General features: G+C 33.7%; 22 protein-coding genes. 7 read left to right on the top strand and 15 right to left on the bottom strand.

The genetic code is table 11. The features are described from left to right. The first annotated feature begins 314 nt into the window (after positions 1–314). Both ACR1PN_RS00110 and ACR1PN_RS00105 read left to right on the top strand, forming a co-directional pair. Positions 315–1,859 (top strand): S41 family peptidase, encoded by a 1,545-nt coding sequence (locus ACR1PN_RS00110; RefSeq protein WP_433978337.1) that lies wholly within the window; start codon positions 315–317, stop codon positions 1,857–1,859. 5 nt (positions 1,860–1,864) lie between these two features. Further along, positions 1,865–2,425: a YdcF family protein gene (locus ACR1PN_RS00105; RefSeq protein ID WP_433978336.1), complete on the top strand. Its 561-nt coding sequence runs from the start codon at positions 1,865–1,867 to the stop codon at positions 2,423–2,425. Between the two features lie 72 nt (positions 2,426–2,497). On the opposite strand, the gene ACR1PN_RS00100 is transcribed toward ACR1PN_RS00105, so the two are convergent. From ACR1PN_RS00100 to ACR1PN_RS00085, 4 genes are all read right to left on the bottom strand, one after another. Beyond that, positions 2,498–2,875 carry a GreA/GreB family elongation factor gene (locus ACR1PN_RS00100; RefSeq protein ID WP_433978335.1) on the bottom strand — a complete coding sequence of 126 codons (378 nt, stop codon included), beginning with the start codon at positions 2,873–2,875 and terminating at the stop codon, positions 2,498–2,500. A 347-nt stretch (positions 2,876–3,222) separates the two neighbouring features. After that, entirely contained in the window at positions 3,223–3,822 is a 600-nt protein-coding gene (locus tag ACR1PN_RS00095; protein ID WP_433978334.1) for a hypothetical protein, read from the bottom strand. Between the two features lie 82 nt (positions 3,823–3,904). Beyond that, positions 3,905–4,396: an RNA polymerase sigma factor gene (locus ACR1PN_RS00090; protein ID WP_433978333.1), complete on the bottom strand. Its 492-nt coding sequence runs from the start codon at positions 4,394–4,396 to the stop codon at positions 3,905–3,907. Between the two features lie 200 nt (positions 4,397–4,596). Further along, complete coding sequence (locus ACR1PN_RS00085; protein WP_433978332.1) at positions 4,597–6,225, bottom strand: NADP-dependent glyceraldehyde-3-phosphate dehydrogenase; 1,629 nt, start codon at positions 6,223–6,225, stop codon at positions 4,597–4,599. Between the two features lie 263 nt (positions 6,226–6,488). Between ACR1PN_RS00085 and ACR1PN_RS00080 the strand changes: the two genes are divergently transcribed. Both ACR1PN_RS00080 and ACR1PN_RS00075 read left to right on the top strand, forming a co-directional pair. Then, complete coding sequence (locus tag ACR1PN_RS00080) at positions 6,489–7,172, top strand: RDD family protein (RefSeq protein WP_433978331.1); 684 nt, start codon at positions 6,489–6,491, stop codon at positions 7,170–7,172. A gap of 88 nt (positions 7,173–7,260) precedes the next feature. Further along, a complete protein-coding gene (locus tag ACR1PN_RS00075) occupies positions 7,261–7,761 on the top strand; it encodes a hypothetical protein (RefSeq protein WP_433978330.1) in 501 nt (166 codons plus the stop codon). Positions 7,762–7,892: 131 nt separating this feature from the next. On the opposite strand, the gene ACR1PN_RS00070 is transcribed toward ACR1PN_RS00075, so the two are convergent. The 5 genes from ACR1PN_RS00070 to ACR1PN_RS00050 all read right to left on the bottom strand — a co-directional run bounded on the left by ACR1PN_RS00070 (position 7,893) and on the right by ACR1PN_RS00050 (position 11,031). Further along, positions 7,893–8,906, bottom strand: coding sequence for a cytochrome-c peroxidase (locus tag ACR1PN_RS00070; RefSeq protein ID WP_433978329.1), 1,014 nt, complete (start codon positions 8,904–8,906; stop codon positions 7,893–7,895). Then, positions 8,899–9,198, bottom strand: a complete 300-nt coding sequence (locus ACR1PN_RS00065) for a type II toxin-antitoxin system RelE/ParE family toxin (protein WP_433978328.1) — start codon at positions 9,196–9,198, stop codon at positions 8,899–8,901. Before ACR1PN_RS00065 ends, ACR1PN_RS00070 begins: the two co-directional genes overlap by 8 nt. Further along, the gene (locus tag ACR1PN_RS00060; protein ID WP_433978327.1) at positions 9,188–9,520 is read right to left on the bottom strand and encodes a hypothetical protein; all 333 of its coding nucleotides are present in this window, start codon (positions 9,518–9,520) and stop codon (positions 9,188–9,190) included. Before ACR1PN_RS00060 ends, ACR1PN_RS00065 begins: the two co-directional genes overlap by 11 nt. A 248-nt stretch (positions 9,521–9,768) precedes the next feature. Continuing rightward, entirely contained in the window at positions 9,769–10,527 is a 759-nt protein-coding gene (locus ACR1PN_RS00055) for an NAD(P)-binding domain-containing protein (protein WP_433978326.1), read from the bottom strand. Between the two features lie 48 nt (positions 10,528–10,575). After that, a complete protein-coding gene (locus ACR1PN_RS00050) occupies positions 10,576–11,031 on the bottom strand; it encodes a hypothetical protein (protein ID WP_378181705.1) in 456 nt (151 codons plus the stop codon). 317 nt (positions 11,032–11,348) lie between these two features. On the opposite strand from ACR1PN_RS00050, the gene ACR1PN_RS00045 reads away from it, so the two are divergent. Further along, the gene (locus ACR1PN_RS00045; RefSeq protein WP_433978325.1) at positions 11,349–11,984 is read left to right on the top strand and encodes a hypothetical protein; all 636 of its coding nucleotides are present in this window, start codon (positions 11,349–11,351) and stop codon (positions 11,982–11,984) included. A gap of 237 nt (positions 11,985–12,221) precedes the next feature. Here the strand turns inward: ACR1PN_RS00045 and ACR1PN_RS00040 are convergent, their stop codons facing one another. The 5 genes from ACR1PN_RS00040 to ACR1PN_RS00020 form a co-directional block, all read right to left on the bottom strand. Continuing rightward, positions 12,222–12,533, bottom strand: coding sequence for a GIY-YIG nuclease family protein (locus ACR1PN_RS00040; RefSeq protein WP_433978324.1), 312 nt, complete (start codon positions 12,531–12,533; stop codon positions 12,222–12,224). 918 nt (positions 12,534–13,451) lie between these two features. Continuing rightward, positions 13,452–14,042: a DUF6624 domain-containing protein gene (locus ACR1PN_RS00035; RefSeq protein ID WP_433978323.1), complete on the bottom strand. Its 591-nt coding sequence runs from the start codon at positions 14,040–14,042 to the stop codon at positions 13,452–13,454. A 204-nt stretch (positions 14,043–14,246) separates the two neighbouring features. Further along, complete coding sequence (locus tag ACR1PN_RS00030) at positions 14,247–14,378, bottom strand: hypothetical protein (RefSeq protein WP_433978322.1); 132 nt, start codon at positions 14,376–14,378, stop codon at positions 14,247–14,249. 39 nt (positions 14,379–14,417) lie between these two features. Further along, on the bottom strand, positions 14,418–14,738 hold the full coding sequence (locus tag ACR1PN_RS00025) for a GIY-YIG nuclease family protein (RefSeq protein ID WP_433978321.1): 321 nt from the start codon (positions 14,736–14,738) through the stop codon (positions 14,418–14,420). Between the two features lie 500 nt (positions 14,739–15,238). Beyond that, positions 15,239–15,937: a DUF6261 family protein gene (locus tag ACR1PN_RS00020; protein WP_433978320.1), complete on the bottom strand. Its 699-nt coding sequence runs from the start codon at positions 15,935–15,937 to the stop codon at positions 15,239–15,241. 346 nt (positions 15,938–16,283) lie between these two features. Here ACR1PN_RS00020 and ACR1PN_RS00015 point away from each other — a divergent pair, with 346 nt between their 5' ends. Both ACR1PN_RS00015 and ACR1PN_RS00010 read left to right on the top strand, forming a co-directional pair. After that, a complete protein-coding gene (locus tag ACR1PN_RS00015) occupies positions 16,284–17,687 on the top strand; it encodes an AAA family ATPase (RefSeq protein WP_433978319.1) in 1,404 nt (467 codons plus the stop codon). A 4-nt stretch (positions 17,688–17,691) separates the two neighbouring features. Continuing rightward, the gene (locus ACR1PN_RS00010; protein WP_433978318.1) at positions 17,692–18,636 is read left to right on the top strand and encodes a DUF4435 domain-containing protein; all 945 of its coding nucleotides are present in this window, start codon (positions 17,692–17,694) and stop codon (positions 18,634–18,636) included. Between the two features lie 109 nt (positions 18,637–18,745). Here ACR1PN_RS00010 and ACR1PN_RS00005 read toward each other — a convergent pair whose 3' ends face one another. Further along, positions 18,746–20,731: a urocanate hydratase gene (locus ACR1PN_RS00005; protein ID WP_433978317.1), complete on the bottom strand. Its 1,986-nt coding sequence runs from the start codon at positions 20,729–20,731 to the stop codon at positions 18,746–18,748. Between the last annotated feature and the right edge of the window lie 381 nt (positions 20,732–21,112).

Below are 21,112 nucleotides of genomic sequence, written 5' to 3'. Positions count from 1 at the left end.
TGAAATTCAAATGTAAAAAACTTTCTTTAAGTTTAGTACTCTTTCATCAATGACGCACGAAAATGAATTTTACTTTTTTTTATTTTACTCTTTAATTTTTTTACCGCAAAAGAGTCAAAAGAATAATTGTGAAAATAGAAAGTTCAAAAGCTCACAAATGCAAAAAACTTGCAATGTCATAATTTTATAAACTTTTGAAGAACTTCAGCGAAATAAAATCTTTTGTTTCTTTTGCGGTAAAAAAATTATACTCTAAATTAAAATCTGAATTATATCTAAAAGTTTTTAAATTCGTTATCCAAAAACTCTATATTTTGAAATATATTTTAATCGTATTATTTGTTCTGTCCGTTTTTTCTTGTACTTCCGTGAAAAAATATAACGAACAAAGATTAAGCATGATTCCACCTGAAAAACTTCGTGAGGATATCGATTTCACCTACCGAAAACTTCAGGAAATGCACCCTAATCTCAACTGGTATATTTCAAAAAAAGATCTTGATTCTAAATTTGACAGTTTAAAAACAACCATCAATAAATCTCTTACTCCGACACAGTTTTATTTTAAACTGCAGCCCGTCATTACAAAAATCCGTGAAGGACATTTGTCGTTGAGAATTCCCTCGAAAAGATTTTCAAGAAAAGAAATTAAAGCTTTAAAAAATAAAAAAGGGCTTTTCGGAAGGTTTGAATATTATGTAGAAGGCGATCATTTATATTTTATCGAAAATAAAGATTCCATTCAAAACATACAGCCAGGAACTGAACTTTTAAGCATTAATGACGTTCCGGTTTCGGGCTATCTGAAGAAATACCGGGATCTCATCACCAGTGACGGCTACAACAGCACTTTTTTTCCTCATTATCTGAAAGATGTTTTCTTTAATTTTTTTGTTGCCGAAAAAGGAATTATGGACAGTGCCAAAATCGAAACCCTTTACAAAGATAAAAGACAAACTCTGACTTTAAAGCGTGAAACAAAAGACAAAAAAGACCTTGAAAAAGACAAAGCCGAGAAAAAGCGCAGTCCGGAAAAAAAACTGAATGATTATGTTGCTTCAACGAGTTCTTACAACAGGAATTTTAAATTTCTCGACAAAGACAGCACAATTGCTTACATGAAAATTAAAAGTTTCTCAAGAACATTTTCCAATAAGTTTTACAAACAATCTTTTGCCAAAATTAAAGATGCAGAATCTTCTTATCTTATCATTGATATCCGTGAAAACTATGGTGGTTCGCTCTACGAAATCAACCAACTGTATTCTTATTTAGCGCCGGAACCATTTGTTCTCATTAAACCCGCCCAATTGGCTTCCTCCTCAACACCGCTTAAAACCAACTACTTCAGAACAGCTAGTCCTTTAGAATTTATCTTAAAAACGGCAGCCTATCCCGGATATTTTATTTATCAGACATTAAATATCCGCAAAGGAAAAGACGGCACTGCATACTATAAAATGAAGGAAAATAAATTAACAAAACCGAAACTCAATGCTTTTAGAGGAAAAGTTTATGTTCTGATTAATGGCGGAAGTTTTTCGGCATCGTCAATTATTTCATCCAAATTAAAATTTGACAGGCGCGTAACTTTAGTCGGTGAAGAAACAGGCGGAGCAAATGATGGAACGGTCGCCGGATTTTATTCATACCAAAAACTGCCGAATTCAAAAATAGATTTACCGATTGGATTGTTGTTGGTTCAGCCCAATATTACTTTTGAAAATACTCAGAAAGGCGTTGTTCCTGATGTCGAAATTAAAGAAAGTATGCAGGATATTATTGATAAAAAAGATACCCAGCTGGATTGGGTAAAAAGTGATATTCAAAAGCTGAAAGACAGTAAAATTTGGGATTAAATTAAATGAAACATATTATTAAAGCTTTTAAAATTATCTGTTTTATCATTTTTGTATGGTTTGTCATGCATTCTGCATACATTATTTCTGACGGTTTATCGGATACCGAAGCTAAAGCTGATGTTGCAGTCATTCTGGGAAATAAAGTGAATAAAGACGGGACATTATCGGAAAGACTTGAAAAACGCCTGGAAACGGGAGTACAGCTTTATCAAAATCAACGCATTAAAAAGATTATCGTGAGTGGCGGTTTGGGAAAAGAAGGTTTTTATGAAGGTTCGAAAATGAAAGATTATCTTATCACTAAAAACATTCCTTCTTCTGCGATCATTGTAGACAATAAAGGTGATAATACCAGACTGACCGTTGAAAATACCTTAGAAATTCAGAAAAAGTATCCTTTTAAAAGCATCATTGTCGTTTCACAATATTTTCATGTAACACGAACTAAGAAATTGTTTAAAAACAAAGGTTTCGAAAATGTAAACAGTGTGAGTCCGAGGTATTTTGAATGGCGGGATTTGTATTCTATTTTGAGAGAGTTTCCGGCGTATTACACTCAATAAGTTCATTCATATCAAGAGATTACATCTAAAAAAGCTCCCAATTTGGGAGCTTCAGTACCATATATTTAAAAATTAATTGATATGTTCTACACTAAGGATTTCAATTTTTCTGTTACCTTCTTTAAAAGGCCAGTCAATAACTTTACCGACCTTATTTCCTACGATTGCCAAAGCAATATCAGATAATACCGAATATTTTCCTTTCTTCACTTTTGCCTTATCATCAGGTACAATCAAAAATTTTTGCTCATGATGTTGTGAAGAATCTTTTATTTTTACTTCACAGTTAATTGTTACTATATCTTTCGGTAAATCTCTACGCAATACCTGCTTTGCGTTCCTCAGCTGTGAAAGAAGTACTTTTTCTTCTGCAGCAGTTGTCTTTTTTCTCCTTAAATGGTCTTTTATTAAATCATATATTCCTGTGGTTAAAATAATTTGTTCTGACATAATTTTTATTCTAAAAAATGAATTTCCGAATGCTGAATAACAGACTCAGACATAACCATGCACAAAAAAAGGTGACAGGTATGCAGAATACACATTCAGAAAAATGAAAATTGAGTTTAAATACTTAACAATGCCCTGCCCTGAGTCGCGACAGGGATATTAAATAAACTCTTTAGAATTTTTTAAAAATTTGTCATCATGCAAATATGACAAAGACAACGAAAGCGTGATCGAAGAATAATTCACTATAAAAAAATACTTTGCTGTCATTTCATTGATATTGAAACGAAGATACGACTTATAATCGATATGAAAAAGTAGCGACTTCTTTCAAATTTTCTTTTTTATCATTTCTGCAATTCACTCAAAAGTTGTTCTATCTTTCTTACATATTTCCCATAAAAGCTTTTGTACCAATATTTTGCAAGTAAAAACAACCCAAAAAGCCCGATTGCAAGTGAAGAAATAATAGTGGTCGCAATTTTTAAATCACTCAAAGGAACACGATGCGGAATAAATTCAATTACAATAATAAGTTCACAAACCAAAAACGGTACAAATGACAGCATAAATGAAAGATAATACTGCTCATTTAATTTAAACTGAAACATCAGATCCTGAAGAGATTCATATGTTTTCATCATGGGAGTACTGATATCTCTGTACAGTTTAAAAAACTTGCTGAAGAAAAAAGACACCACGATGACCATTGAAAACAATAAGACCGTTAAATAAAATTTAAACTTAAACGGTGCTTCAGGAACCGGAATCCATACAACGGCAAATCCGAAAAGCAATATTCCGACTGTCGACCAGAATTCCATTCGCATGTTTTTTCTGATCTTCTCTAAAGGGAGATTTATCTTTTGCGACTGCTCTGTTGAAATTTGCGGTGTCTCATCAGAAACATCGTCATTCCATGCATTTTTTAGTTCATCTATATTCATAATGTTTGTTTTTTGCGGGTTTTGGGTTGCGAGATTCGAAGTTATAAGATGGATTACTGAACTCGAATCCCGTATCTCGGAACTATTTGTTACTTAGGATTTCTTTCAGTTTATTCTTTGCCCGATTCATTTTCACTCTTACATTTCCTTCGGAAATCCCCATCTGTTCGGCAATTTCTCTTCCGGAAAAATCTTCAAGATAGTAGAAAATAAAAGCTTTATCAATGGGATTCAGCTGATTGATGGCTTTATACATTTCAGCTAATTTTTCTTCTTTTTCATGATCATATTCATCCTGGATAATCTTATAATTGGAAAAATCTTCGTTAGCTATAAAGCTTCTTTTCTTTTCAGACTTCAGGAAAATAATTGCCGTATTCAATGCAATTCTGTACAGCCATGTTGAAAACTCACTCTCACCCTTAAAATTAGGATAAGCCTTCCAAACCTGATAGGTGATTTCCTGAAAAAGGTCATCCCGATCATCTTTGTCATCCATATACATTTTAGAAATCTTAAAAATGATTCCTTTATGTTTTTCGATTTTGCTTATAAATTCCTGTTGTGAGGTCATGGTTTCTTGCGCTCTGTAGAGTTAGTACAACATTAAAATATTTGTTACATATTTTTTTACAACATTTCTAAATTTAATTAAAATAAAACAATATCTGTTTGCTTTTTAAACCCTCTCGTAGCATGAAATTTGGTTCTTAATCAAAACAAAAACCGCAATATTTTTTTATTGCGGTTTTTGTTTTATATCGAAAATGCTAATTAAAAAATGTAATCCGTACTCAGGAAATTAGAATCATGATCTCTCACAATCGTATTCAGCAATTCTTTGTTGGAGTCGGTCACTTTTGCAGCAACCAAAGAACGGATTGAGAACGAACGAAGCGCATCAAATACAGAGAGTGTGCCTTCTGCACTGTCTTTTCTTCCGGTGAACGGGAAATTATCCGGTCCTCTCTGAGCCTGGCAATTGATATTCACGCGGCTCACAAGATTCACAAACGGATCAATTAATCTGGAAACTTCCATCGCATCTTCACTGAAAATACTTACCTGCATTCCATGGTCAGCATTTACCTGATAATCGATCGGTTCTTCAATATGATCAAACGGAACAACAGGAATTACAGGACCGAACTGTTCTTCGTGATACAGCTTCATTTCGCTATTTACCGGATAAACAACTGCCGGAAACACAAAAGATTCATCGGTAAATCCGCCGTTTTCATTCAGAACTTTAGCTCCTTTTGACAAAGCATCATCAATACATTCTTTTAAATAAGGAGGTTTATTGACTTCAGGAAGCGGTGTGATTTTCACATCTTTTTCCCACGGAAGCCCTGGTTTTAAAGCTGATACCGCAGCTGTTAATTTTTGAGTAAACTCTTCTGCAACATCTTTCTGAACGAATATCAGTTTCAGTGCCGTACATCTTTGCCCGTTAAATGAAAGCGCTCCGAGAATAATTTCATTCACAGCAATGTCAAGATTTGCATTTTTGGTTACGATGGCTGCGTTTTTTGCATCCAGACTTAAAATAGCTCTTAAACGATTTACTTTCGGATGTAATTTTTTTAATCCGTTCGCAACTTTGCTCGAACCGATAAATGCCAAAACATTCACTTTTCCGCTCTCCATAATCGGGGTGATGATTTCTGAACCTTTTCCGTATAAAGTGTTAACCGTTCCTTTCGGAAAAGCTTCTTTAAAAGCTTTTAATAAAGGATAATGCGCAATAACTCCATGTTTCGGAAGTTTGAACAAAATCGTATTTCCCATAATCAACGCAGGGATCAGTGTGGTAAAAATTTCATTTAAAGGATAATTAAAAGGTCCCATACTCAACACCACACCAAGCGGAGCTCTTCTTATTTGGGCAATTGTTCCTTCCGCCTGCTGAAAACGTGAAGATTCTCTGTCTAAATCTTTCAGTGCATCAATAGTCTGGTTGATATAATCTACCGTTCTATCGAATTCTTTTGTAGAGTCTGCCAAAGTTTTTCCGATTTCCCACATCAGGAGCTTGATGATCAGATCGCGTTCTTTAATCATCAGATAAACGAACTTCTGCATACATTTTATTCTTCCTTCTACAGACATGGTTGGCCATTCTCCCAAACCGTTATTGTAAGCTTTTACCGAAGCATCCAGAACCTCCATCGCTTCTTTCGGACTTATATTCGGAATGCTTCCCAGTAGTTTTCTCTCTAAACCATTTTCTGTTTTAATGCAAACAGGAGAATAAATTTCGGTTACCTCACCGTTCCATTCTACCAATTCACCGTTGAGAAGATATTCTCTTTGATGAATTTCAGGAACTTTATATTCTTCCGGAATTTCGTTTTCGGATTTGAACAAATCTCGGAATGATGCTTCATTAGCTGAATTCATAAAATTGTATATTTAATAGTTTTGAAATTTGAAAGAATAAATTTAGCCGTAAAAATCTGTTTTTAAAACATGAAATTAATAGATTCGCTCTATTTTTAGGGTATTTGAATGAGAATTAATATCTGCTAAAACAATTATCTGTAAACAACTGGATGATCTATTGAACAAAATATCTGAAAATTTTCTTCTCCTAGTGAAAAAAAGATTAATAAATTATCCGCAATTTATATATTTATGCCTCAAAAAAAAGAACAATACAAATTATGGAACAAAAGTATTTTATACACGAGGCTGGAAACCGAAAAGGACCTTATGCATTGAATGAGCTAAAAGATCTGAATATTAATAAATTCACTCTCATTCTGCACGACGGAATCAACAACTGGACAGAAGCAGGGAATCTCTATGAGCTGAAAAGTCTTTTTGAAACACCTGCCCCATCGCCAATCAATCTCAATAAAGAAATTCAGAAAGCACCTGAAATTCTCCCACAACCAACCAATACAAACTATAATTCTAACAAAATCGGGATAGTAGAATACCTCAACACGACCATAAAGGTTTATTATCCAAATGAAATTATTGAATATCGCTATGCGAATTTTGGTGAAAGATTTCTGGCAAGATTGCTTGATGTTTTTATCATTATTATTCCTTCGGCGATTGTTCCGCTATTACCCGGTTGGCTGTATTTTTCATTAATGCACTGCAGTGATTCTCAACAAACCATAGGGCAAAAAGCATTAAACATCAAATTATTAAGTACTGATGGTGCGAAGATAAATTTCGGGCAATCTACAGGACGCTTTTTTGCGAATATTCTTAATGTTTTTACATTCTTTATTGGCTTTTTAATGTTCTTTTTCAACAGACGAAACCAATGTCTCCACGATAGTCTTACAAGCACCTTGGTCGTGTCTGAAATCCGTCGAACCAATAGATATTAAATAAATTCCTGAGGTAACTTTTTTTGATTTTAATTATATTTGAAAAATATTTACGCCGTACAATTCGTATTGAAAAACAAAATTTCAAATGAAAGAAGAAAATATCAATAAGCTCAATTCTTTATTTTCAAACTTAAAAACGGAAGAACAGAAGCTCAAAGAAAGCCTTGAAAAGAAAAAAAGCGAGGACGATTTGTTTATTGAAGGTTTCAGGAATATATGTAAAACTTACATAGACCCGAAAATGCAGGAATTCAGGAGAATGCTAAGAGAAAACGGTTTCGGCTGCAAGATTTCATTTAACGAAGAAGTTAAAAACGGTTTAGGCGTCAATTCGCAAACCAATATCAAGCTGCAAATTTCAAGGAATGTAGATTCTAATTTTTATGCCAATGACAAGTTTCCGCACATCATGTTCGTTGCCGATAAGAATTTAAAAAGAATCGGCATTCATCAGGATACGATTTTCCAGAACGGAACAGGAACCGCAGCGATGAAGGAGCAATACTACACCCTCGAAAACCTTGACGAAGACAGTATTGAAAAGGAAATCCTGGAATCTATTGAAAATATTTTAGTGAATAAATAAAATAAAACCTGCAGAAACGCAGGCTTTATTGTAATAGAGCTAATCTACAAAGTTTGTCATTTCGACGAAGGAGAAATCTATAAACCTTCCATTCAAAACCTTAATTTTGTTTGGAATAAAATCTTTAAAATTTATTTTGTCTTTTGATACTCCACATTAGAAACCAAAACAGAATCACTCAAAGTTGCTAAAAACGCCAGTAAATCTTCTTTTTCTTTGGTAGTAAAAACAATAGGTTTTTCCAACTGTTTGGATAAAGTCGGGCTTTTTTCAATTCCTTTTTCGTAATGCTCCAAAACTTCATACAGTGTTTGAAATCTGCCGTCATGCATGTAAGGATAAGTAAAAGCAAGATTTCGCAAACTCGGAATTTTAAACATCATCTTATCGGCAGGCTCAAATGTTTTGTTCCATTTTCCGTAGTCTTTTAATTCGGCATTATAAGATAGTCCATTATTGGCAAATTCGTATGTGGAAAACAAAGGCTCTTGATGACACGAACTGCAGTTTTGCTTAAATAATTGATAGCCGTTTTTTTCAGATTGCGTAAACGTTGCCTTTCCCTGTTTTACTTTATCATATTTAGAATTAGCAGAAACAATTGTCAGTTGGAACTGTGAAAGTGCTTTCATCAGACGTTCGGAGGTCGCTAAACTGTCCCCAAAACTTTTGTAGAAAAGTGTTTTATATTCTTTAGACTTATTAATTCTTCTTACCGCAACATTAATGTCCTCACCCATTTCTTTGGGATGATTGATTGGCGCCAAAGCCTGAACATCAATATTCACCACCGAGCCATCCCACATAAATGTTTTTTGCCAGGCAAGATTGAAAATTGCCGGAGAGTTTCTGTCGCCAATCCCATCTTCAATACCTTTGCTTAAATGATTTCCGGCATGAGAAAAAGCCTGATTCGACAAATGACAGGACGAGCAGGAAATGGTATTATTTCTCGATAAAATAGGATCATAAAACAACTTTTTTCCCAATTGTACCGTTGAAGACTTCAATGGGTTTCTCTTAAAATCATAAACCGGCTTCGGAAAATAGGAGGGATAAATCAATGATAAATCCTGCAGACTGTATGAAAATATCAACAGCAAAAAACTGATTGCTAAAAAAGGTTCTAATATGGATTTAATCATTCAGAGATTGGTAATTTTCATCAGGATCTTGGAAGTTTTGGAGAATTCTAATAATAACTAATACATCATTTTCAATTAAGTAAATAAGAGAATTATGCTTGGTTATTAAAACTTTGTGATACTTTGTGTTTTCGTATTTACCAAAAACCACATTTCCCTCACAAATTATATCAACTATTTCGTCTAATTTCGTTAGAAAACTTTCAAAAACTTTCGTATTCCATTTTTTGAGCAGAAATTCTTCAATATTTCTTAAATCAGAAAGCGATTCATCAGAAAATTTAATTTCCATTTTTATATTTTTCCAACCTTAATCTTGTAGCTTGTATCACTTCTCTGTAGTCATGTGTACGTCCGTTTCGAAAATCTTCCTCAGAACGTTTTAACGATTCCAGAATTTCTTCTTTCGTTTCATTTCTCCATTGAGGTTCGATGGTTTTTGAAATAATCAAAAGTTCTTCAGGCGTAAATCTTTTCTCTTTTAATTTTTTAAAGAAAGTCGGTTTTTTAATTCCTGATTTTTCAATAATATAAGACATTTTGAAGGGAGAATTTTTCAGAATCTCATCAATATTATTTTGAATCTCTATATATTTTTCTATTTCAGCTATCATAATTTTATAAATTTTAGTATCAATTTATGAGACAAATATAATAAATATTTGATCAGAATATTTGAACTTACATTTTAAACGCAAAAGAATGCAAGGTTCATGTTAAATTTTTGAGAATATTTTCGTTCGCAAAGGCGTTTCACTCAGCAACGATCGCCCAAAGCCTTAGCTGAACGAAGTGCCTTTGCGAACGGAAAAATATGACTGCTTTAAATAAAAAATTCTTGCGAACGTTGCGTTAGAAAAATCTACAAATGAAAATACCTCGGATCAGGATATTGAAACTCAAAATCCAATTCCTCAATCAATCTTTCAGGAGAAATTGTTCTTCCAACCTTTGTTCTTTCTCCTGAATATGGCAAATCTTTCTGTGCATTAATCAACTCTTCTTTGTTGGGGTGAATCGGAGCAACAACATTATATACTTTAGATTCAGACTTATTATCGAGCATTTTTTCAACAACCGAACAAATATCTGCATAATGAATATGATTTACCAGCTGATCTAAATTGGAAATAGTATAATTCTTTAAAAGTCTTTGACCGCCCATTAATCCAGCAAGTCTTAGAATATTGGTTTGTGGAAACTTCTCTAAGATAAAACTTTCACTTTCAACTTCGTGTGCAGGTTTATCGTCTTCTGTAAATTCTTTTTCTGTTTCGGGATAAACACCGGTCGAGCTTGCTAAAAAAAGCTGTCCTTTAAAATCTCCAAGAAAGTTCAGAAGGTTTTGTCTCTTGTCATTCATCGGAATTTGCGCACCTCTAATTCCAGAAAACGGAACGCTGATAATGATTGCATCCAATTCTTTTGCTACTTCCCATTCTTTCATCTCTGCATTCAATTCATTGGGAAAACTTACCAAAGTTGTATGATATCCTTTGGACTGTAATTCTTCTGTTTTAGATTCTGTGGTGGTAGTTGCAAAGATTTCATATTGATTTGATAATCGTTCTGCGATGTGATTTCCGAGCCAGCCACAACCTATGATTCCTAGTTTTTTCATAAATTTATTTTGATAGTCATGTTCATCGTTTTAGGATAAAGTTATAAATCAATCTTCAAAATTTCTCAAATTAAGGTCGAGAAACGACATTTTGAGTAAGTTATTGTTAAAATTTTCATCAGTCTCAATTTCAAATGTATATGTAGAAAAAGACCTTTTAGAATTAAAACGCATCACCAAATTATCATTTTCAAGTTTATGCAGAGACATATTTTTCGACCACAATTTAGATTTTAAATAATAAATTTCAGTAACAGTTTCGCTGTAATAAAATAGCCTCTGATGAACAAAATCAATTCTTACCCACAATCTTCCATTTTCATCTTCATAATGAATTTCGTTTGTAAAAAATCCAGAATTTCTGATTTTATAGATTTTATCATTCAATATCAATTGCTTACGATTTCCTAAAAAACCAACAAACAATCTTTCACCAATAAAATTATTCTTCTCATCGAATAACTTCCATGAGTTTTTAATCTTTTTAGCGGTCAATAATTTCATATTTCCAAAAATATCATTTTAATACTAATATTTCTAAATAAATTCTAATGACATTCATTCTTATGAATACGTCAGTTCGAGTGTCCAATGAAATCGGAATGTATCAAGAACCAGTGAGCTCACGGATAAATTTGTTCATCATTTCAGAAAAACTTTCGATACCCTTCATTTCATTCTGCTACTCAAACCTACGGCTTTTGTCACTATATTTTCCTTCATTCATTAAGCAACCATTTAGACATTTCAGAGTCTTATTAATAAGAGGAACAATAAATATTTTTTATATTTTTCTCTACTAAGCTTTAAAATACTGAGTCATGCAAAAAACACATTATATTTTAGGACTTTTACTGAGCTGTCAATTATTTTTTGCACAAAAAGAAAAGCTGGCCATCTTCGCCGGAGTTGAAATGCAGCCTACGATTTATAAATATCAGCCTGCCGCTAATCTAAATGTACGTTCATACGTCAACGACCGAATCTCATTGGGTGGAGCATTCAGTTTTACCAGCAAGAAATACAGCGAAAATTTTGGTTACTCCGCAGACCGTACCCGCTCCAATCACATTATTCTGAATTTTTTAGCGCAGAATGATTTCATCAATACCGATAAAGTGGCTTTGAGCACTTATCTTTCTACCGGTCTGTACTTTTTCAGCCTTGTTAATCCCGATGAAAAGACAACCGAAATTTCCCATTCCGAAGTTGATGGCATATGGTACGAAAATGAATATGAAGTTCCTAAAAAACTCAGCCGCGATATTTTCTATAACGTTCAGGGCGGACTGGATTTTTCCCTAAAATTAGCAACCATTTCAGAAGATGATCTTGGGATTTACCTTACTACTCGGGCAGCCTATCAGTTTGTATTCGGGAATGGCGACTTTCTCAACGGAAATCAGTTTACAAAACCTGTGTTTTCTTTGGGAGTGACGTTTAAGGGAAACAGGTAATTTTCTTTAATATACTTTACCTATCATTTTGTCATCCCGTAGAGATCTCAATGTAGTATCAGAGAACTGCTTAGAAAGATTCGTGTTTAGATCCTTACAGGATGATAAATATTGCGGTTATTTTTTATAAGCAAAAACTCCTGCACAGATTTCTACACACAGCTTGTCATCCCATAGGGATCTCAACAGAACATTAAAGAATTTTCATGAAATAATCTCGTAATGGTCTCAAAACTCTTATTGAAACAAATCATTCAAAAAATCCATATTTGGATTCTGAATTCTTATCAGCCCTAGTTTTTTAGTCCGAGATAAATTTTTTATTTCTTTTTCCCGTTCAATAGCTTGTTGAATCCATCCAAACTTTTCATAGTAAACCAAGAATTCTACATTATATTTTGCGGTAAATGAGTTAGGATTTACCTTCGTCTTATGTTGGTGTAATCTTTTACGTAAATTGTTCGTTACACCTGTGTATAGAACAGTTTTATTTTTATTGGTAAGAATATAAACGTAAAACGTATAAATTCCTTCAGTGAATTCAATCATTATGTGTTGTTTTTATTCAAGCCAATAAATCTAATTTTTCCCACATACTCTATAATATCATACCATACACTTTTTCATCCCGCAGGAATCTCAAAATAGTATTAGATAATTGTTAGGAAAGATTCATACTTAGATTCTTTCAGGATGACAAACTGTGTGCTTATTGCTTACCTTTTTCATAACTCTTTCCCACCCACTTTGTCATCCCGCAGGGATCTCAACGCAATATTAGAGAATTGCTTGCAAAGATTCGTTTTCATATCTCTATAGGATGACAAAGATTGCGCTTATTTTCTTTTACAAAACTTAACATTCAAGGCTCAACATTTACACATACTACCACACCCACCTTGTCATCCCGTAGGGATCGTAGTATTAGAGAATTGCTTGGAAAAATTCATGTTTAGATCCTTTCAGGATGACAAACATGGCGCTTATCTGTTTATAAACAAAACTCCTGCGTACACTTCTATTCACGGTTTGTCATCCCATAGGGATTTCAACATAGCATTATAAAATTTGAATGAAAAGATTTGCACTTAGATCCTTTCAGGAAGACAAACTGTGTGTTAATAAAACATTGCGGTGAAGTAAATTCACAAAACAAAAAACTCAGCATTTCGTCGAGTTATGACCCGATCTCGCGGATTTGCAATCCGTGAGCAAAAAAACAAAACACGGATCATAAATCCGCGCTATCATAAAAAGAAAAAACCTGCCTCACAGCAGGTTTTTTCATACTTTCTAAGATTTTTTGAAAATGAATATTTCTGCGTTATACTTCGCTGGCGCAAGCTTTAAACTCGTATCTTAAACTAAATTGAGTGAGTACGAGCAAGATGTTCGCATCAGCGGGGAGACAAACTCCATTTAATTTAATTATGACCGGAGTCGTCTATGTGATTATATGTTGTGTTGTTAATTCGGATTGAACTGAATATTGAAATTCTTTAAATAATCCTCTATGGGTTCCATTCCCATTTCTTTTCTTCTTTCGTTCACAGTTTCAGGATTTTCTAATTGATACAATTTACTATTTTCTATTTGTGAACCATATATTTGTGGCTTCCCGTCGTCCATTAACATCCTGTCTTTCATCAATGCATATTGTTGCTTAGATAAGTCTCCATTTTTTACCGCTTTCTCGATATATGGAAAATACTTTTTTCTGATTTCTTTAGTACTGTGCTGCAGTCCCAACCAAATTGCATCCATTTGTCTTTGATTCACCTCCTTTAATGTTGGCATACCACACTTTTCAATAATGCTAATCACTAATTCTTGATTCCTGTGATCTTCTTTAGCGTATTTGATGACTTCATTTGATTTTCTAATCCTTTGGTCACTTTCTAAAACTTCGGTTAAGATTTGACGTTTTTTGCTGCAATCGACTTCAATAATATCTACTGAACCTACATAGACAAATTTATCCCTATTCATATAAAGGAATATTGATATAATTAAAACAAGAGCGGTTATTATGCTGAATATTATTTTTTTGATTTTCATTTCCATTTTTGGGTCATATCTCAAAATAGGCTGACCATTTTTAGTTAAAAATTAATTGCTCCCAAAAGTAGGAATTATTTTTAAGTATCGGATATTTTTTCGCTAAACTCATCACTCAATATTCACAAAAACACTTCCACACACAGTTTGTCATCCCGTAGGAATCTCGCCTAGCATTAGAGAAATGCTTGGAAAGACTTGAGTTTAGATCCTTTCAGGATGACAAACAGGACGCTTATTATCATCTAAATTCAGATTAGTAATGATATTCTTTCTTAAAGCAGAATTCACAAGCTGTTTCACGCCCATTTTGTCATCCTGAAGGGATCTCAACATAGTATTAGAGAATTGTTCGGAAACAGTCGCGCAATGGTATCAAAACTCTTGTAGAAACAAATCATTCAAAAAATCCATATTGAGATTTTTAATTCTTATCAGCTCTAATTTCTTAATCCGTGTTAAATTTTTTATTTCTTTTTCCCGTTCAATTGCTTGTTGAATCCATCCAAATTTTTCAAAGTAAACCAAGAATTCTATATTATATTTTGCGGTAAATGAATTGAGATTTGACTTTGTCTTATGTTGATTTAACCTTTTGTGTAGATTATTTGTTACACCTGTGTACAGAACAGTTCTACTTTTATTGGTAAGAATATAAACGTAGAATGTATATATTCCTTCTGTGAATTCAATCATTATGTGTTTTTTATTTAAGCCAATATAAATAATTTTTACCACATACTCTGTATACTGTAAACGCATTTACACACATACGCACTCACTTTGTCATCCGTAGGGATCTCAGCATAGTATTAGAGAACTGCATGGAAAAATTCGTGCTTAGATCCTTTCAGGATGACAAACGTTGCGGTTATTTTTTTGCAAAACTCAACTCTCACAAACACATTACCACACACACTTTGTCAGCCCGTAGCGATCTCAGCATAGTATTAGAGAACTGCATGGAAAAATTCGTGCTTAGATCCTTTCAGGATGACAAACGTTGCGGTTATTTTTTGCAAAACTCAACTCTCACAAACACATTACCACACACAGTTTGTCATCCCGTAGGGATCTCAATATAGTATTAGAGAACTGCTTGGAAAGATTCGTATTTAGATCCTTACAGGATGACAAACTGAACGCCAAATTATGCTCCAACAAAAAAACTCAGCACCTAGCTGAGTCCTTATAATTTATTCCGGTTTTTCTTCCTTCCTTTTCACCTCCGAATTTTTTGCTGCCTTTACCAGCTCATTCGTATCGGTGTAGAGCAGTTCCCAACCCTGAACTTCTTTCATGACCGTCAACAGATTGAGATACGCTTTCAGGTTTTTCTCTAAATCTTTGCGGATGGCAGAAGCACTCGACTGATTTCGGAGATCTGCATTGGCATCCGCCTGATCTGCAAACAGAGTTTCAAAATTTTCATGCTTTGTTTTCATTTCCGTGAAAGCAGGATTCAGGGAAAGAAGCGATATGCTCTGTTGGTTTTGCGGAGTTTCTAGTTCTTCAATCAGCTTTTTCATCTGAGCGGTCTGTGAGGAATAGCTTAAACGGTCAAGATTCAGTCCGAAAGTTTTGAAAACGTTGTACAAATCTTCCGCCGACTGATAATTAGGCGCTGTCTGAAGTTTTCGGTAACCGTTAAGGAATGCTTTCAGATTGGTGTAAGTGACATCCCTTTCGTGGTCTGCTTTGGCAACGTCTTGTCCTTTTCCGCTGTAGATTTGTTTGGTATACACCAAATCGTATTCGTTGTAGGAAGTCTGCAAATTTGCGGTAAGCGGATGGTTGGAAATCACAGGATATTTTCCTGACTGAATGTTTGAAATAATTCTCTGAGCCAAAGTCGCAAGGTCTTTAGTGCTCAATCTCACTAATGAAATTTTCATCGTTTAATGTGTTTGTTTGTTAAAAATGTATTAATTACTCAAAACAAATATAAATAATTCCGCATTTAGTTTCAAACATTTTGTGGGAAATAAAATACAGTTGCAAGAAGTTCCCCGCAACTTGTGGGAGACTTCCTGCAATTGCATGAGGTTACAAACAAAGTTGTTTTAAACAAAATGCAGATGCAGGAAGTTTGTTTTAAGGGTGTTTGTGAGGTCTTGCGGATGCAAGAGGTTTTGATTTGAAATTAATCTCGAAATATTTTTTTGAATTTTTTCCCTTTTTATGGAAATCCGTATAGATGTTTAATTTTGCTTACGTATATTTGAAAAAACTATATATATCATGTCAAAAATATCAAAGTTTTGCATAAAAGGCCTATTTAATATTCATAACGTTGAAATACCTTTCAACGAAAACATTAAAATTCTAATTGGAGAGAATGGATTAGGTAAAACAACTATTTTAAATACTTTATATTATACTCTTACTAGAAAATGGAGTAAACTTCTAAAGATTCCATTTGTAAGTATTGAAGTTACTTTCGAAAATAATGATGTAATTTTTTTTACTAAAGAAAATTTGACATCTTATTTAATGGATGACAAGAGACAACGGAAGCGTGGAACAACAAAATTAGTAAATGAGCTAAGAAATATTATTCCTAACATCGATAATCTTAAAGAACAATTAATTACAAAAGAAGAAAACGGAAAATATACTTTAGATCATAATGAAATATTAAATTATATTGTTAGCAATCAAATTAACCGAACTCTTTCCGCTCCAACATCAATACTTGTTGATTGTCTAATAAGATTATTACTAGACGATTTTGTAATCATTTTTGAAGATATAATTAAAGTTATTAATAAAAATATTACATCAACAATTATATATTTCCCCACATATAGGAGAGTTGAAGAGGAATTGCAAAATTTGGGACCAATAAGACGCCATTACAATAGTCCTTTTGAAGATGAACTTTATTTTGAAGAAGAGGAAGAAGAAGATGAGATATTTCATTTTGAAAATGACACTTTAATTCAATTTGGAATGAAAGATGTTGACCAAAGAATTACATATGTTTTAAAACAAATTAATGATATGTCATTATCTGGATTCACCGCTGTTACGGGACAAATTCTAACTCAAATGCTAAAAGGTTTTCCAGAACCATCCGAAACTGAAATTAATAAATTACAGAAGGCAGATATTGAAATTATCTTAAATAGGGTTAGAGGAAACCTTTCAGAACATGACCGCAACAATATTTTGGGAATTTTAGAATCACGAAAACTAAACGAAAAAAAAGATTTGGTATTCTTTCTAACAAAATTAATAGAAATCTACGAAAAACAGAAAGAGTTAGACAATCGAATAAAGACATTCGTAATGATTTGCAACAAATACTTAGTTGATAAATCAATCATATTCGATGAAAGTTCTGTTACAATACAAATAAGAAGAAATTCTACTGAGGAACCAGTAAATTTGAGCCAACTATCATCTGGGGAGAAACAAATTGTTTCAATCTTTTCTAGAATTTATTTAGAAGATTACAAAGGATTTATTGTTCTATTTGATGAGCCAGAACTTTCTTTATCTATAGATTGGCAAAAGCAACTTTTACCTGATATTATTGAATCTGATAAATGCGAGTTTCTTGTCGCCATAACACATTCACCATTTATTTTCAAAAATGAGTTGGATATGTATGCAACCGGTATGAATGTATATATTGATTGATAAGATGAGTGATAATATCGTAGAAAAACTCAGATCAGAATCTGAAAATGAACATGTTGCTTATACACAGTTTATGCTTTCTTACAAAAAGAATCAAAAAAACATTTACGCATTCTATGAAGGTTTAGAAGATAGGTTTTATTATCCTATCAGAATAGAAACCATAGTTTATGATAAGGAATTAAAAGATTTTATCTGTAATGGTAAAGGTAATGTTGTGAAAGTTCACAATTTGATTAAAAATTCTGCAGTATATAAGGAAGTTTCTACATTATTCTTTATAGACTCTGATTTTGACAACAATAACTATGCAAACACAATCTATGTAACCCCTACTTATAGCATTGAGAACTTTTTCATTACCGAAAAATGCTTAGCAAAAATTTTAATTGCTGAATTTAAATTTACTCCAGAATCTCCGGATTTCGTAAAGTGCATGAAAATGTATCGTGAACTTTTAAATAAATATATTTCAATTGTTAATAATTTAAATATTTGGTTAGCTTGTCAGGCAGATATTAGAAATACAAATAAACAAAGCACAAGATTAAATATTGATAAAAATTTAAAAGATCTATTTCCAAAAAATATTTTAGATGAAAGATTGGAAAATATAAATCAGATATCTGAAATCTCAACAATCGAAAATATTGAAAAGATATTTTCTTCTGCACAAAAAATAGATGCAGCAACTTTTGAAAAAAAGCTAGCTGCTTTTTCTTCGGAAAATAAAACAAGTAGATTTCGAGGAAAATTTTTCCTTAAACTATTAGAGTTATTTTTATTTAGATTACAATCCTTAGACTATAAAAAACATTCAGACATTTTCGAAAAAAAATATAGCTGTAATTTAAAATTTGATTACGCAACACTATGTTCGAACTTATCCCAGTATGCTTCTACCCCTAATTGCTTGAGAGAATACATAACTGGAATATCAAAAAATTAAGAATTTAAATAATATCTTCCGGGCAATAATCCGCTATAAATAAAAGATAAATCTGCAATTTCATAAACAAAACCTGCTTCACAGCAGGTTTTTCCATATTTAAAAAGTTTTAAAACAAACTCTCATCCACAAAATTCGGCAGTGTCACTTTCAAATTCGGTTCGGCTTCCATTGCTCTTTTGATGGCGAAAACAGCACCTTCATTTCTTGCCCAGCTTCGTCGGGAAATTCCGTTGTTGACGTCCCAGAACAGCATAGATTTTAATCTTCTGTCGGCATCATCGCTTCCATCGAGTAGCATTCCGAAACCACCATTAATCACTTCACCCCAGCCAACGCCGCCACCGTTGTGAATAGAAACCCAGGTCGCCCCACGGAAACTGTCGCCAATCACATTGTGAATCGCCATATCTGCCGTAAATCTCGAGCCGTCATAAATGTTGGAAGTCTCTCTGTACGGCGAATCCGTCCCCGAAACATCGTGATGATCTCTACCCAAAACCACTGCCCCGATTTCTCCATTGGCAATGGCTTTGTTGAAGGCTTCAGCAATTTTCATTCTTCCTTCCGCATCAGCGTATAAAATTCTCGCCTGTGAACCCACGACCAGTTTATTTTCCTGAGCCCCTTTAATCCACTGGATGTTATCTTTCATCTGTTGTTGAATTTCGCTTGGAGAATTTTTAATCATTTCCTCTAAAATCTGGCAGGCAATTTCGTCGGTTTTCTGTAAATCTTTCGGTTTTCCGCTCGTACAAACCCAACGGAACGGACCAAATCCATAATCAAAACACATCGGTCCCATAATATCCTGAACATATGAAGGGTATCTGAATTCTCTTCCCAAAGTCGGATTTTCTGCCATTACATCGGCTCCGGCTCTTGAAGCTTCCAACAAGAAAGCATTTCCGTAATCGAAGAAATAGGTTCCTTTTTCTGTATGTTTATTGATAGCTGCCGCGTGTCTTCTCAAGGTTTCCTGAACTTTTTCTTTGAATAATTCAGGGTTTTCTGCCATCATCGTATTGGATTCCTCAAAGGTCTGTCCGACCGGATAATAACCGCCTGCCCAAGGATTGTGAAGCGAAGTCTGATCTGAACCGATATCGATTCTTAAATTTTCTGCATCGAATTTCTCCCAAACCTCAACGATATTTCCAAGATAAGCCAGAGAAACCGTTTCGTGATTTTGCTGAGCTTTTCTCACTCTTGCAACCAATTCATCCAGGTTTTCGTGAATTTCGTTCACCCATTTCTGGTCGTGACGGATTTTGGTAATCTTTGGATTTACCTCTGCAATTACCGTAACACAACCTGCAATATTTCCTGCTTTTGGCTGAGCTCCTGACATTCCGCCCAGTCCTGAAGTCACAAACAATCCGCCTTTTGGTTCTTTATTTATTTTTCTGAACGCATTCAAAACCGTAATCGTTGTTCCGTGAACAATTCCCTGTGGACCAATATACATATAACTTCCTGCCGTCATTTGTCCGTACTGTGTCACACCCAACGCATTGAATTTCTCCCAATCATCCGGTTTGGAATAATTCGGAATCATCATTCCGTTCGTCACGACTACTCTTGGCGCATCTTTGTGTGAAGGAAACAATCCCATCGGATGTCCGGAATACATCGTTAATGTTTGTTCGTCCGTCATTTCAGACAGATATTTCATTGTTAAAAGATATTGCGCCCAGTTTGAGAAAACTGCACCATTTCCACCATAAGTAATCAATTCGTGAGGATGTTGCGCCACTGCATAATCCAGATTATTCTGAATCATCAACATAATCGCTTTTGCCTGCTCCGATTTTCCCGGATATTCCGCAATATCTCTCGCTTTCATCTCATAATCCGGACGGAAACGATACATATAAATCCTTCCGTATTTCTCCAGTTCTTCTTTAAATTCGGGTAATAACTCTGCGTGAAATTTTGGATCGAAATAACGTAAAGCGTTTTTCAGAGCGAGTTTTTTCTCTTCATCCGTTAAAATCTCCTTACGTTTCGGTGCGTGATTGATACTTTGTTCGTATGGTTTTGGCTGAGGTAATTCGGTAGGAATTCCCTGTTGTATTTGTTCTTTAAAAGTCATTTCTAAATTTGAGATTTCTTATTTGAGATTTGAAATTTTTGTGGTTTTAAAGATATTCAAATTAGAAAATATCAAGCAAAATTTTTTAACGCATCTTTATCAAGTAACAAAACTCTTATAAAAATAAAGATCCATATTCCTAATATTCACAAAAAAAGTGGAAATTTTTCAACCCCCACTCTTATTTTTTATTTAAGCCTGTTTAAACTTTTTTAGAAAAAGAGTTTCCAGAAAATTAGCAATTTAGAGTTGCAAAAAAAAAGAACTAAAATCTGGAACTCATAAGCAAAGATAAACTGGAAAAATGGATTTTACCTCATTTAAGCAAAGGCAAACGAGGATTTTCTACGAGATTTGATTTAGGAAAAATCTTTAAACTCA

Origin of the sequence: Chryseobacterium sp. RLHN22 (assembly GCF_051011795.1) — a bacterium.
Classification (GTDB): Bacteria; Bacteroidota; Bacteroidia; order Flavobacteriales; family Weeksellaceae; genus Chryseobacterium; species Chryseobacterium zhengzhouense.
The sequence above is the reverse complement of the archived record's forward strand: the minus strand, read 5'-3'. Positions and strand labels throughout refer to the sequence as shown.